Annotated in this window: 10 protein-coding genes; 7 read left to right on the top strand and 3 right to left on the bottom strand. The window is 72.9% G+C overall.

Translation table 11 applies throughout. The features are described from left to right. The first annotated feature begins 41 nt into the window (after positions 1-41). Complete coding sequence (gene cobN, locus HQ603_RS04995; protein WP_222683457.1) at positions 42-3,644, top strand: cobaltochelatase subunit CobN; 3,603 nt, start codon at positions 42-44, stop codon at positions 3,642-3,644. A gap of 18 nt (positions 3,645-3,662) precedes the next feature. Further along, positions 3,663-4,043, top strand: a complete 381-nt coding sequence (locus tag HQ603_RS04990) for a PPOX class F420-dependent oxidoreductase (RefSeq protein ID WP_222683456.1) — start codon at positions 3,663-3,665, stop codon at positions 4,041-4,043. A gap of 27 nt (positions 4,044-4,070) precedes the next feature. Here HQ603_RS04990 and HQ603_RS04985 read toward each other — a convergent pair whose 3' ends face one another. Genes HQ603_RS04985 through HQ603_RS04975 form a run of 3 tightly spaced genes read right to left on the bottom strand, consistent with a single transcriptional unit; the run spans position 4,071 to position 7,760 of the window. Next, positions 4,071-5,462 carry a metallopeptidase TldD-related protein gene (locus HQ603_RS04985; RefSeq protein ID WP_222683455.1) on the bottom strand — a complete coding sequence of 464 codons (1,392 nt, stop codon included), beginning with the start codon at positions 5,460-5,462 and terminating at the stop codon, positions 4,071-4,073. After that, a complete protein-coding gene (locus tag HQ603_RS04980; protein ID WP_222683454.1) occupies positions 5,459-6,991 on the bottom strand; it encodes a TldD/PmbA family protein in 1,533 nt (510 codons plus the stop codon). Before HQ603_RS04980 ends, HQ603_RS04985 begins: the two co-directional genes overlap by 4 nt. Before the next feature lies 1 nt (position 6,992). Next, complete coding sequence (locus HQ603_RS04975) at positions 6,993-7,760, bottom strand: TSUP family transporter (protein WP_222683710.1); 768 nt, start codon at positions 7,758-7,760, stop codon at positions 6,993-6,995. A gap of 35 nt (positions 7,761-7,795) precedes the next feature. Between HQ603_RS04975 and HQ603_RS04970 the strand changes: the two genes are divergently transcribed. The 5 genes from HQ603_RS04970 to lnt are packed head-to-tail and all read left to right on the top strand — an operon-like array spanning position 7,796 to position 13,616. Next, positions 7,796-9,016, top strand: coding sequence for a sensor histidine kinase (locus HQ603_RS04970; protein ID WP_222683453.1), 1,221 nt, complete (start codon positions 7,796-7,798; stop codon positions 9,014-9,016). Positions 9,017-9,026: 10 nt separating this feature from the next. Beyond that, a complete protein-coding gene (locus tag HQ603_RS04965; protein ID WP_222683452.1) occupies positions 9,027-9,686 on the top strand; it encodes a response regulator in 660 nt (219 codons plus the stop codon). Between the two features lie 38 nt (positions 9,687-9,724). Further along, the gene (locus tag HQ603_RS04960) at positions 9,725-10,279 is read left to right on the top strand and encodes an FxsA family protein (RefSeq protein ID WP_222683451.1); all 555 of its coding nucleotides are present in this window, start codon (positions 9,725-9,727) and stop codon (positions 10,277-10,279) included. A 41-nt stretch (positions 10,280-10,320) separates the two neighbouring features. Then, positions 10,321-11,901, top strand: coding sequence for an amidohydrolase (locus HQ603_RS04955; RefSeq protein ID WP_308126367.1), 1,581 nt, complete (start codon positions 10,321-10,323; stop codon positions 11,899-11,901). Then, positions 11,898-13,616, top strand: a complete 1,719-nt coding sequence (gene lnt, locus HQ603_RS04950) for an apolipoprotein N-acyltransferase (protein ID WP_308126366.1) — start codon at positions 11,898-11,900, stop codon at positions 13,614-13,616. The genes HQ603_RS04955 and lnt overlap by 4 nt, the downstream gene beginning before the upstream one ends. Positions 13,617-13,653 lie beyond the last annotated feature (37 nt).

The raw sequence follows: 13,653 nt of genomic DNA, 5'->3' as shown, positions 1-13,653 counted from the left end.
CTGCCGATGGGGCGCGAACACCCCGAGGAAGGCACCACCGCATGATTCTGCTGCTCTCGACCTCCGACACCGACCTGCTCAGCGCCCGTGCGAGCGGTGCGGAGTTCCGGTGGGCCAACCCGTCGCGCGTCCTGGTCGACGAGCTCCCCACCCTGCTCGAGGGCATCGACCTCGTCGTCGTCCGCATCCTCGGCGGCCGCCGCATGTGGGAGGCGGGCATCGACGCCGTCCTCGCGTCGGGCCTGCCGGTGGTGATGCTCGGCGGCGAACAGGCCCCGGACGCGGAACTGATGGAGCTGTCCACCGTGCCCGCCGGCGTCGCCGCGCAGGCGCACCAGTACCTCGCCGAGGGCGGCGCCGAGAACCTCCGCCAGCTCGCCTTCTTCCTCTCGGATACCGTGCTGCTCACCGGACACGGCTTCGCCGAGCCCGCGCACCTGCCGACGTGGGGCCATCTCGATCGACCCGACGGCGCCGCCACCGGGCCCACCGTCGCCGTCCTCTACTACCGCGCCCAGCACCTCGCCGGGAACGTCGGCTACGTCCACGCGCTGTGCGACGCCATCACCGCGCACGGCGCCCGGCCCCTGCCGATCTACTGCGCGTCGCTGCGCAACGCCGACGCCGACCTGCTCGCGACGCTGCGACGGGCCGACTCGATGGTGGTCACGGTGCTCGCCGCCGGCGGGACCAAGCCCGCCGGTGCGTCCGCGGGTGGCGACGACGAGGCGTGGGACGTGGCCGAGCTGGCCGCCCTCGACGTCCCGATCCTGCAGGGTCTGTGCCTGACCAGCCCGCGCGCGACGTGGGAGGCGAACGACGACGGCCTCTCGCCGCTCGACGTCGCCACCCAGGTCGCCGTGCCCGAGTTCGACGGGCGCATCATCACGGTCCCGTTCTCGTTCAAGGAGTTCGACGACGACGGCCTGAGCACCTATGTCCCGGACCACGAGCGCTGTGCGCGCGTCGCGGGCATCGCCGTGCGGCACGCGCGGCTGCGTCACATCCCGGCGGCGGACAAGCGCGTCGTCCTCATGCTGTCGGCCTACCCGACCAAGCACGCCCGCATCGGCAACGCCGTCGGGCTCGACACCCCGGCCTCGGCGATCCGCATGCTGACCCTGATGCGCGAGCACGGGTACGACGTGGGCCCCGAAACCGGCGACGACGCCGTCCCGGGACTCGCCGCCCGCGACGGCGACGCCCTGATCCACGCCCTCATCGCCGCGGGTGGGCAGGACGCCGACTGGCTGACCGCCGAGCAGCTCGAGGGCAACCCGATTCGCATCTCGGCTGCGCGCTACCGACGGTGGTTCGCAACGTTGCCGGACGACCTCCGCGAGGGCGTCGTCGAGCACTGGGGCGAGGCGCCCGGCTCGCTCTACGTCGATCGCAGCGCCGACCGGGACGGTGAGATCGTCATCGCCGCACTGCAATTCGGCAACGTGGTCCTCATGGTGCAGCCGCCGCGCGGGTTCGGCGAGAACCCCGTCGCGATCTACCACGATCCCGATCTGCCCCCGAGCCACCACTACCTCGCCGCCTACCGGTGGCTGGCCGCCCCGGTCGAGGACGGCGGGTTCGGTGCCGACGCGGTGGTGCACCTGGGCAAGCACGGCAACCTCGAGTGGCTGCCGGGCAAGACGCTGGGCATGTCCGCCTCGTGCGGAACCGACGCCGCGCTGGGCGATCTGCCGCTGATCTACCCGTTCCTGGTCAACGACCCCGGCGAGGGGACGCAGGCCAAGCGCCGGGCCCACGCGACGCTGGTCGACCACCTCATCCCCCCGATGGCCCGAGCGGAGAGCTACGGGGACATCACCCGGCTCGAGCAGTTGCTCGACGAGCACTCGAACATCTCCACCCTCGACCCCGCGAAGCTCCCCGCCATCCGTCAGCAGATCTGGACGCTGATGACGGCGGCGCAGATGCACAAGGACCTCGGCCTCGAGGAGCGGCCCGACGAGGAGGTCTTCGACGACATGCTCCTGCACGTCGACGGCTGGCTCTGCGAGATCAAGGACGTGCAGATCCGCGACGGCCTGCACGTGCTCGGCGAGGCCCCCCACGGCGAGGCCGAGGTGGACCTGGTGCTCGCGATGCTCCGGGCCCGGCAGATGTGGGGCGGCGAGCGCACCGTGCCCGGACTGCGGGAAGCGTTGGGGCTCAGCGAGGACGGCGACGAGGCCCGTTCCTCCGTCGACGCGATCGAGGAGCAGGCGCGCGGCCTGGTCGCCGCCCTGGCCCGCGCGGACTGGGCCGAGAGCGCGGTCGACGACATCGCGGCCGGCCTGCCGGACACCGTCGCGGACATCCTGCGCTTCGCCGCCGTCGAGGTGGTGCCGCGCCTGCGCGCGACCGACCAGGAGGTCGAGCGCGTCCTGCACGCCCTGAACGGCGGGTTCGTGCCCGCCGGCCCCAGCGGCTCACCCCTGCGCGGGCTGATCAACGTGCTGCCGACCGGGCGCAACTTCTACTCGGTGGACCCGAAGGCCGTGCCGTCCCGCCTGGCGTGGGAGACGGGCCAGGCGATGGCGGAATCCCTGGTCGCGCGGTACCTCGCCGACCACGGCGAGTACCCGTCGTCGGTCGGGTTGTCGGTGTGGGGGACCAGCGCGATGCGCACCTCCGGTGACGACGTCGCCGAGGTGTTCGCCCTGCTCGGTGTCGCACCGGTGTGGGACGAGGCGTCGCGCCGCGTCACCCGCCTCGAGGCGATTCCGCTCGCCGAGCTGGGCCGGCCGCGCATCGACGTCACCGTGCGCATCAGCGGGTTCTTCCGCGACGCCTTCCCGCACGTGCTCGCCCTGCTCGACGACGCGGTCCGGCTGGTCGCGGCGCTGGACGAGCCGGCCGAGCAGAACTACGTCCGCGCCCACATGCAGGCGGACCTCGCCGAGCACGGCGACGAGCGTCGGGCCACCACCCGCATCTTCGGGTCCAAGCCGGGGACCTACGGCGCGGGACTGCTGCAGCTGATCGACAGCAAGAGCTGGCGCAGCGACGACGACCTCGCGCAGGTCTACACGACGTGGGGCGGCTTCGCGTACGGGCGCGGCCTGGACGGTGTGCCGGCGGCGGACGACATGCGCGCGTCGTACCGCCGGATCGCGGTGGCGGCCAAGAACACCGACACCCGCGAGCACGACATCGCCGACTCGGACGACTACTTCCAGTACCACGGCGGCATGGTGGCCACGGTGCGGGCGCTGACCGGAACGTCGCCCGAGGCGTACATCGGCGACAGCACCCGCCCCGAGTCCGTGCGTACCCGCACGCTGCACGAGGAGACCTCGCGCGTGTTCCGCGCCCGCGTGGTCAACCCACGGTGGATGGAGGCCATGCGGCGCCACGGGTACAAGGGCGCGTTCGAGATGGCCGCCACGGTCGACTACCTGTTCGGGTACGACGCCACCACGGGCGTCGTGCAGGACTGGATGTACGAGAAGCTCACCGAGAACTACGTGCTCGACGAGACCAATCGCAAGTTCATGGAGACGTCCAATCCGTGGGCGCTGCACGGCATCTCGGAACGCCTGCTCGAGGCCGTCGAACGCGGCATGTGGGCGGAGCCGGATCCGGCGATGCTCGCCGATCTGCGCGCGGCCTACCTCGAGACCGAGGGCGAGCTCGAGGGCAGCTGAGCGCCTAGTCTGGTGCGCATGACGAACCCCTTCGGCGAGGTCGGTACCGCGAAGTACGTCCTGTTGACCACGTTCACCAAGGACGGCACCCCGAAGCCGACGCCCATCTGGGCGGCCCTCGACGGCGAGCAGCTGCTCATGTGGACGCAGCGGGAGTCGTGGAAGGTCAAGCGGATTCGCACCACCCCGCGCGTCACCGTGGCCACGTGCGACCGCAGCGGCAACAACGCCGGCCCCGCGCTCGAGGCCACCGCGGAGGTGCTCGACGACGCCGGGACCGAACGCACGCGGAAGGCCATCGCCGCCAAGTACGGCCTGGTGGGCAAGATCGGCGTCACGTTCTCGGCGCTGGTCAAGGGCAAATCGAGCACCGTCGGACTGGCCGTCCGCCGCGCCTGAGCGGTCAGCGCGCCGCGCTGATGCCCCCTAACGCGCCGCGCTGACCGACGACATGTGGAAGTCCGGCACGCGCAGCGGCGGCATCGCCGCGCGGGTGAACCAGTCCGACCACTCCCGCGGCAGCGTGGGGACGGTCGCGCCGGCCTCGGTCGACCGACGGAGCAGATCCAACGGGCTCTCGTTGAAGCGGAAGTTGTTGACCTCCGCGGTGATCCGGCCGTCCTCGACGAGGTAGACCCCGTCGCGCGTCAGTCCGGTGAGCAGCATGGTCGTCGGATCGACCTCGCGGATGTACCAGAGCGTCGTCAACACCAGGCCACGCTCGGTCCGGGCCACCATCTCGTCGAGGGTGCTGCCGGTGCCGCCGGTCATCACGAGGTTGTCGCCCGGCACCGTCGGACGGGTGCCGAACTCGGCGGCCGCACTGCGCGGGTAGGCCAGCGCGGAGATCACCCCGTCGTCGATCCACTCGACGCGCTCGGCGTCGGCGCCGTTGTCGAACACCGACACCGAATCCGACGACGCCTCGGCGACCACGAACGGTGCGTACTCGAGGCCCGGTTCCGCCGGGTCCGAGTACAGCGTGAGACCGAGGGTGCCGAGCCGCTCGCCGACGCGGGTGCCGCCGCCGGGCGCGGAGAGGGCCGTACGACCCTCGTGCGCTCCGCGTCCGTCCATCGACCACATGAGGTCGATCATGAGATCCGCGACGGCCGACGGCGGAAGGATGGTCTCGTAGCGGCCCGCCGGCAGCTCGACCCGCCGGGCGGACCAGTCGAGGCGTCGGGACAGCTCGGCCAGCATCCCGTCGACGTCGAGTCCGACGAAATCCCGCGTGTGCGTGCCCACCCAGGCGCTGGCACCGTCCAGCAGACCGCCGCGCTTGCCGTTGATCTCGAACGACCCCGTGGGCTCGACCGTCCGCCGGCGCACGCCGGTCGAGGTGCCGAGCCACAGGGTGCGCACGGTGTGCCGGGCGAAGCCGTAGAGCGCGTCGGCGCCGTCGAAGCCCCGAGCGAGGCCGGGCACGATCGACTCGAACACCTCGATGCCGCTGCGGGCGGCCACGTCGCCCCAGCCGGCCTCCGGCTCATCGCCCGCGATCAGCGGCAACGCGTCCGACGCCGGGGGAGCGGTGCGGGCGGCGTCCTCCGCCGCGCGCACCACGGCGACGACGTCGTCCGGATCGGCGCTCGTGGACGACACCGTCCCCACCCGCGCCGTGTCGCCGTCGCGGACGATGGACACCACGGTCCACGCCCGGCTGTCGGCGATGCCGTTGGTGGTCATGGAATTGCCCGCCCACCGCAACGACGCCGCGGAGACGTCGGCGACGAGCACGACGGTGTCGCTCACGGTCGCCGCGAGCAACGCGCGCTCGACCAGGTCGTGCCCGGCGAGAACCACGGGTGCGCTCATCGGCCACCCTCCGTTCTGGTGTTGAGGACGTTCACGCCGCGGAACAGCGCGGCCGGGCACCCGTGGGACACGGCCGCCACCTGACCGGGCTGCGCCTTGCCGCAGTTGAAGGCGCCGCCGAGGCGCCACGTCGACGGCCCGCCGACCGCCTCCATCGAGCCCCAGAAATCCGTCGTCGTCGCCTGGTAGGCCAGATCACGCACCTGACCCGCCAACCGCCCGTTCTCGATGCGGAAGAACCGCTGGCCCGTGAACTGGAAGTTGTAGCGCTGCATGTCGATCGACCACGACTTGTCCCCGACGACGTACACGCCGTGCTCGACGTCGGCGATGAGGTCGTCGACGGTCCGGTCGACCGCCGGGTCGGGCTGCAACGACACGTTGGCCATCCGCTGGATCGGCACGTGCTGCGCCGAGTCGGCGTAGGAGCACCCGTTGGACCGGTCCAGACCCAGGCGGTGGGCGAACACGCGGTCCAGTTGGTAGCCCACCAGCACCCCGTCCCGCACCAGATCCCACGACTGCGCGGCCACGCCGTCGTCGTCCCAGCCGACCGTGGCCAGGCCGTGCGGCTCGGTGCGGTCGGCGGTGACGTGCATGACCGGACTGCCGTACTGCAGCGTGCCGAGACGATCGGGCGTCGCGAAGGAGGTGCCCGCGTACGCGGCCTCGTAGCCGATGGCGCGGTCGTACTCCGTGGCGTGGCCGATCGACTCGTGGATGGTCAACCACAGATTGGTCGGGTCGATCACCAGATCCGTCGGACCCGGCTCGACGCCCGGCGCGGCGACCTTCTCGCGCAACCAGTCCGGAATCCGCGCGAGCTCGTCGTCCCAGTCCCACAGGCCGTCCGGTCCGGCACCGTCGCCCACCAGGTACTCCCAGCCCCGGCCCGTCGGGGGAGCGAGCGTGCGCATCGAGTCGAACCCGGCGTCCCCGCCGACCGATACCGCCTCGAGCTGGGGGTGCAGCCGGACGCGCTGCTGGGTGATGCGGGAGCCGGCCAGGTCGGCGTAGAACGTCTGCTCCTTGACCTGCTGCACCGAGGCGGTCACGTGATCGACCCCGTCCGCCGCGGACAGGCGGGCGGACCAGTCGGCCAGCAGGTCGGTCTTCTCCGCCGTGGGCACCGCGAACGGGTCGATCGCGTAGTCGCTCACCCGGACGACGTTCTCGTACACCGGCTCCGGGGCGAGGACCACGGGATCGCGGTTCAGCTCGCGCAGGGCCAACGCCACGCGCACCGCCGCGCTCGCCACCGCGACGGCGTCGTCGACCCGCAGTCCGGCACCGGACGCGAACCCCCAGGTGCCGTCGACGATCACCCGCACGGCCAGCCCCACCTCGCCGCCGTCCACCGCGGACTGCACCGCACCGTCCCGCAGGTGTAGGGACTGCGTGAGCACCCGGTGGACCCGCAGATCGGCGTGCGTGGCGCCCGCGGCGCGCGCCGCGGTGAGGGCCCCGTCCGCGAGCGCGTGCAGGGGGAGAGCCAGGAAATCGGCGTCGACGTCTCTCACCGACGTCACGCTAGCCGAATTGTTGCCAGCCGAGCCGGATCACGAGGGCCACGACCACGACCAACAGCACGACGCGCACGAAGCCGGCGCCGCGCGCGAGCGCCATCCGCGACCCCACGACCGACCCGACGACGTTCGCCACCGCCATCGCGAACCCCAACGCCCACAACACGTCGACCGTCAGCGAGAAGAACGCCAGCGCGCCCAGGTTCGACCCCAGGTTGATCACCTTCGCCATCGCCGCGCTGCGCACGAACTCCGTGCCGAGCAGCGTGGCGAACGCGATGATGAGGAAGGTGCCGGTGCCCGGTCCGAGAATGCCGTCGTAGAACCCGATCGCCACCGCCGCCGTGATCACCACCAGCACCACGCGGCGACGGGTCGGCGGCTCGCCGATCACCACCCCCACCGTCGGACGCGCCGTCACCAGGATCGCCACGGCGACGAGCACGACCAGCACGATGGGGACGAAGAGGTCCTTGTCGATCAGGCCGACCACCGCGGCCCCGCACGCCGACCCGGCCGCGGCGAGCACGCCTGCCGGCGCCATCAGCCGCCACTGCAGGGGCACCCGGCGCGCGAACGTCACCACCGCCGCCGACGTGCCCGCCACCGCCGCGAGCTTGTTGGTCGCCAAGATGGTCTGCTGCGTGGTCGCGGCCGGGGTCACCAGGAGCAGCGCGGGCAGCAGGATCAGCCCGCCACCGCCCACCACGGCGTCCACCCAGCCGGCGGCGAGTGCGGCCGCGAGCAGAACCGACCAGTCACCGACTCCCATGGCGGCCATTCGATCACAGCTAGAGTTCGACCCCGATGCGCCCGCTCACCACCTGGTTCCGAACCCACCCGTTCGCGGCGGACGGCCTGCTCGCCGCCGCGCTCTTCGTGCTGGAACTCACCGGACTGGCCGGCGTCGGTGAACCGGCGGTCACCGTCGCCCTCGCACTGGCGCTGGCGACCGCTCTCGCCTGGCGACGCCGCGCTCCGCTGGTGAGCGCCTGGGCGGTCTACGCGCTGCTCGTGCTCGGCATCGTCGCCGACCGCATCGTGCGGTTCTCCGACGCGCCGCCGCCGGGCCAGCTCTTCGCGGTGGTGATGCTCTACACGCTCGTGCTCTACCGGGACCGGCGCCTCGCGGCGCTGTACGCGGGCGCGCTCCTCGTGGCGGAACTCGCCTCGCGCGTCGTCCTCGGGACGGACTTCGTCTTCATCGCGTTCTTCCTGCTGCTCTACGTGCTCGCCTGGATCACCGCCGCCTATCTCGGCGCGCGACGCGCCTACATCGCGGAGGTCAGCGCCCGGCTCGCGGTGGCCGAGGCCGACCGGGACCGGCGCGCCGTCGAGGCCGTCTCGGCGGAGCGCACCCGCATCGCACGTGAGCTCCACGACGTCGTCGCCCACGCCGTCAGCGTCATGATCGTCCAGGCGGACGGGGCCGGCTACGCCCTCCGCGCGGATCCGGATCGCGCCGAGGCCGCGCTGCGCAACATCTCCACGACGGGCCGCGCGGCCCTCGCCGAACTGCGCCGCACCGTCGCCCTCCTGCGCACCGACGACGCCACCACCGCACATCCCGAGTACGGCACGGCCGCCCTCGCCCGCGTCGTCGAGATGATGCGGGCAGCGGGACTGACCGTCTCGATGGAGATGAGCGGCGACCTCGACGCCGTGCCCCCGTCGATCTCCCTCGGTGTGCACCGCATCGTGCAGGAATCGCTCACCAACGCCCTCCGGCACGGCGGGGACCGACCGCGGGCGACCGTCGTCGTCACCCGCGACACCGACGCGGTGTCGGTGACCGTGACCAACACCCCCCGGCGGCCGGGGTCGACGCCGCCGCCGGACGCCGCCGACCCCGGTGCGGCGCTGCCGGGCGCTCTGCTCAGCGGAACCGGATCGGGCTTCGGGGTGATCGGGATGCGGGAACGGGTCGCCGTCCTCGGCGGCGACCTGCACGCGGGCGACGCCCCCGACGGCGGGTGGGAGGTCCGTGCGGTGATCCCGCTCGACCCCGCCGAGCAGACCGCACAGTAGTTTCTCCGCCATGACCGTCTCGGTGCTCGTGGTCGACGATCAGGAACTGATGCGCATGGGCCTGTCGATGGTGCTCGGCGCGCAGGACGACCTCGAGGTCGTGGGGGAGGCCGCCGACGGCGCCTCGGCGCTGGCCGCCGTCGACCGCCTCCGACCGGACGTCGTCCTGATGGACGTGCGCATGCCGGGTATCGACGGCGTCACCGCCACCGCCCGCATCACCGCGGACTTCCCGGACGTGCGGGTGGTCGTGATGACGACGTTCGACCTCGACGAACACGCCCTCGGCGCCCTGCGCGCAGGGGCCAGCGGCTTCCTGCTCAAGGACACCCCGCCGGAGGACCTGGTGTCCGCCATCCGCAGCGTGGCGGTCGGCGACGCCGTCGTCTCGCCGCGCGTGACCCGACGACTGCTGACCAATCTCATCGCCGAACCGCCGGCCGACCCGCAGCCGAGTCCCGAGATCGACGCGCTCACCGACCGCGAGCGGGAGGTGCTGCTGCTCATCGCGGCGGGGAAGTCCAACGCGGAGATCGCGGCCGAGCTGGTGCTGTCGGAGGCGACGGTGAAGACCCATGTCGGCCGCGTCCTGGCCAAGCTCGGTCTGCGCGACCGGGTGCAGGCCGTCGTCCTGGCCTACGAGCGGGGCCTGGTGCGGCCGGGTTCGTGACTCGGGAGAAAAACGTGCCCGTCGATCGTTGACCGGGCATGGTCGCATTTCTTCTCTACCTCGTGGTCGAGGTCGCCGCCCTGGTCTGGCTGGCGTCCACCGTCGGTTTCCTCTGGACCGTGGCGGTGGTGCTCGGCCTGTCCGCGCTCGGACTGATCGCGATGCGGTCCCAGGGTCGACGCGTCCTCGGGGAGCTGCGCGCGGCGAACACCTCGCGTCGTCGCGGACCGGCCGACGCGGCGGCGTCGGCCGGCGCGGTGACCGACGGCGCTCTCGTCGCGTTCGGGTCGATCCTGCTGTTGATCCCCGGGCTGGTCTCCTCGATCCTCGGCCTGTTGCTGATGATCCCCGTCACGCGCGCGGTCCTGCGTCCCCTCGTGGCCCGCGCCGCGGCGCGCCGGGTGGAGGCCGCCGTGGCGTCCGGCCGGCTGGTGACCACACGCAGCCGCTTCCGGAACGGTCACGTCGTGATCGACGGCGACGTGGTGGCCGAGCCGACCGATCCCCGGCCGCGGGCGACCCCGCAGGTCATCGAAGGCCCTGTCATCGAAGGCACTGTGATCGAGGGCACCCCCCGGCCCGACGGGCGGTGACCCGCGGGCGGGCGTCGCGCGCCGACGGGCAGACTGAGCCCGTGAGCACGCAACTCCTCGTCGGCGGACGGATCTACAGCCCGACCAACCCGGACGCGACGGCGATGGCCGTCACCGACGGCACCGTGTCCTGGATCGGGGAGGACCGACCCGGACGCGCCCTGCATCCCGACGCCGAGATCGTCGACCTCGGCGGGGCGTTCGTCGCCCCGGCCTTCGTCGACACGCACGTGCACACCACGGCCACCGGCCTCGCCCTGATCGGCCTCGACCTCGGCGCCGCCGAGTCGCTCACCGCCTGCCTCGACCGGGTGCGCCGCTACGCCGCCGAGCACCCCGACACCGTGGTGTGGGGACAGAACTGGGACGAGACCACCTGGCCCGAGCAGCGGCCGCCGACCACCGCCGAGCTCGAGGAGGCCGCGCCGGGGCGCGCGGTGTACCTGACCCGCATCGACGCCCACTCGGCCGTCTGCTCCGAGGCGTTGCGCCGCGCGGCCGGAGTCCCCGCCGAGTCCGATACGCCCGTCGTCGCCGACGCCCACCATGCCGTCCGGCGGGCGGCCCGCGCGTTGCTCACCGCCGACGACCGGCACCGCGCCCGCGTCGCCGCGCTCGATCTCGCCGCCTCCCGCGGCGTGGCCGCGGTGCACGAGTGCGCCGGCCCGGACATCTCCGGTCTCGCCGACCTGGGGGAGCTGCTCACGGTCGAGCACGGCGTCGAGGTGCGCGCCTATTGGGGTGAGGCGGTCACGACCGCCGACGACGCCCGCGACCTGCTCGCCGCCACCGGAGCCCACGCCCTCGGCGGCGACCTCTTCGTCGACGGGTCGATCGGCTCGCACACCGCGTGGCTGCACGACCCCTACTCCGACGCGACGACCAGCGGTCTGGCCTACCTGGACCCGGACGCGATCGCTGCCCACCTCGCCGCCTGCACCACCGCGGACATCCAGGCCGGCTTCCACGTGATCGGCGACGCCGCCACCGGTGCCGTCGTCGAGGCGATCGAGCGCGTCGCCACCGACCTCGGCGGTCCCGCCGTCGCCGGTCGCGGCCACCGTCTCGAGCACCTCGAGATGGTCACGGCCGAGCAGGCCGCCGTCCTCGGCGCGCGCGGCGTCATCGCCAGCGTGCAGCCGGTGTTCGACGCGTACTGGGGCGGCGAGCACGGCATGTACGCCACCCGACTCGGCGCCGAGCGCGCCCGCGCGCTCAACCCTCTGTCCCTCCTGGCGTCGTCGGGCGTGTCGCTCGCGCTCGGCTCGGACTCGCCGGTCACCCCGCTCGACCCGTGGGCCGGTGTCCGCGCCGCGGTCCACCACCGCACGGCGGGCAGTGCCATCTCCCCGCGCGCGGCCTTCGCGGCCGCGACCCGCGGCGCCTGGCGAGCCGGCGGCGTGCGCGACGGGGTGGCGGGCACGCTGGTGGCCGGTGCCCCGGCGAGCTACGCCGTGTGGGACGTCGACGAGCTGGTGGTCAGCGCGCCGAAGGACTCGGTGCAGCGGTGGTCCACCGACCCGCGCTCGCGCGTGCCCGCGCTGCCCCGACTCGACGACGACGCCCGCGCCCCGCGCTGCCTGCGCACGGTCCACCGCGGAGTCACGGTGTTCGGCTCGTGATTCTCCTCGGGCGGACCCTGGCGTCCGCCGTGGCCGGTCTGCTGCTGTTCCTGTCCTTCCCCCCTCGCACCCTGTGGTTCCTCGCGCCGGTGGCGATCGCGCTGGTGGTCCTCGCCCTCACGGCGCCCGGCCGCGACGGGCGGACCCCGCGGCTGCGTACGGGTGCGCTGCTCGGCGCCGTGTTCGGGCTCGGGTTCTTCCTTCCGCTGCTGCCGTGGATCGGGGTCTACGTCGGACCGCTGCCGTGGATCGCCCTCTCGGTCGCCGAGTCGGTGTTCCTCGCCCTGTTCGGCGTGCTCGCGGTCCTGACGTCCCGGTTGCCGCTCGCGCCGCTGTGGATCGCCGCCACCTGGTCCGCGACGGAATGGGTGCGCAGCACCGTGCCGTTCGGCGGCTTCCCGTGGGGCCGGCTCGCGTTCGGACAGTCGGAGTCGGTGCTGCTGCCGATCGCCTCGCTGGGCGGCGCCCCGCTGCTCTCCTTCGCGGTGGCGCTGATCGGCACCGCGCTCGCCGCCGCCGTGGCGGCGGTCCTCGGGGGCGCCGGTCGGCGCACGGTCGCCGCGGCCCTGATCGTGGCGGTCGCGATCCCCGTGGGCGGCGCCGCGCTGCGGACGACGCTCGCCGGCCCGACGGACGGTGACCGTACCGTCGTCGTCGCCGCGATCCAGGGCAGCGTGCCCCGGCTGGGGCTGGACTTCAACGCGCAACGACGGCAGGTGCTCGACAACCACGTCCAGGAGACCCTGCGCCTGGCCGACGAGGTCGACGCCGGGCGCAGTCCGCGCCCCGACGTGGTCGTGTGGCCGGAGAACGCCTCCGACGTGGATCCGACGCGCGACCGGACGGCCGCGGACGCGATCTCCGCCGCGTCGATCCGCATCGGCGCACCCATCCTGGTGGGGGCCGTGCTGGCCAACGCCGACGGCACCAGCACCAACTCGGTGCTCGTGTGGGACGGTGCGGCCGGGCCGGGGGAGCGGCACGACAAGAAGATCGTCCAACCCTTCGGCGAATACCTGCCGTACCGGAGCTTCTTCCGGCTGTTCTCCTCCTACGCCGACTCGGCGGGCAACTTCGTCCCCGGCTCCGGCGACGGCGTGGTGCTTACCCCCGAGTCCGCAGAGTCCGCAGAGTCCGCCGGGTCCGATGCGGTGGCGCTCGCCGTCGGCGTGGCCACCTGCTACGAGGTGGCGTTCGATCGCGCCCCGGCCGAGGCGGTGACGGCCGGGGCGCAGATCCTCGCGGTGCCGACCAACAACGCGACGTTCGGCGACACCGAGATGACCTACCAGCAGCTGGCGATGTCGCGGGTGCGGGCCGTCGAGCATTCGCGGAGCGTCGTGGTCGCCGCGACCAGCGGGGTCAGCGCGATCATCGCGCCGGACGGGTCGGTGACGTCGCGAACCGCACTGTTCGACGCCGACCACCTGGTGGCGACCGTCGGGGTGCGCTCCACGGTCTCGCCGGCGACGGTCTGGGGCGCCCGGATCGAGGCGGCGCTGGTGGCGCTCGGCGCGGCGGCCGCGCTGGTCGGCGGCGTCGCCGCGGTCCGTCGGCGCCGTGCCGGCGAGCCGGACCGTCGGGACCCTGTCCGAACAAAAACGACGGGTACCGAGGAGTCGGCCGAGAACGCGGGTTCATGTAACAATTCACCGGTCGAACCCGACACCAATAGTGAGACATCACCAATCCACCCGGCCGGCAGAGGCGAATAACAGACCAAGAGTCCTGCAACCGCCGACCCGGGAGACC

The sequence above is a fragment of the Rhodococcoides corynebacterioides genome, assembly GCF_019834675.1.
GTDB lineage: Bacteria > Actinomycetota > Actinomycetes > Mycobacteriales > Mycobacteriaceae > Rhodococcoides > Rhodococcoides corynebacterioides_A.
Note: the sequence above shows the minus strand (reverse complement) of the source record. Positions and strands in the feature narration are given on the sequence as shown.

What these genes read in the sequence shown, in the direction of transcription:
- HQ603_RS04970 (WP_222683453.1), top strand. Translation starts at nt 7,796, where the DNA reads ATGCGCCCGCTCACCACCTGGTTCCGAACCCACCCGTTCGCGGCGGAC.
- HQ603_RS04960 (WP_222683451.1), top strand. Translation starts at nt 9,725, where the DNA reads ATGGTCGCATTTCTTCTCTACCTCGTGGTCGAGGTCGCCGCCCTGGTC.
- HQ603_RS04975 (WP_222683710.1), bottom strand. Translation starts at nt 7,760, where the DNA reads ATGGGAGTCGGTGACTGGTCGGTTCTGCTCGCGGCCGCACTCGCCGCC.
- HQ603_RS04965 (WP_222683452.1), top strand. Translation starts at nt 9,027, where the DNA reads ATGACCGTCTCGGTGCTCGTGGTCGACGATCAGGAACTGATGCGCATG.
- HQ603_RS04990 (WP_222683456.1), top strand. Translation starts at nt 3,663, where the DNA reads ATGACGAACCCCTTCGGCGAGGTCGGTACCGCGAAGTACGTCCTGTTG.
- cobN (WP_222683457.1), top strand. Translation starts at nt 42, where the DNA reads ATGATTCTGCTGCTCTCGACCTCCGACACCGACCTGCTCAGCGCCCGT.
- HQ603_RS04985 (WP_222683455.1), bottom strand. Translation starts at nt 5,462, where the DNA reads ATGAGCGCACCCGTGGTTCTCGCCGGGCACGACCTGGTCGAGCGCGCG.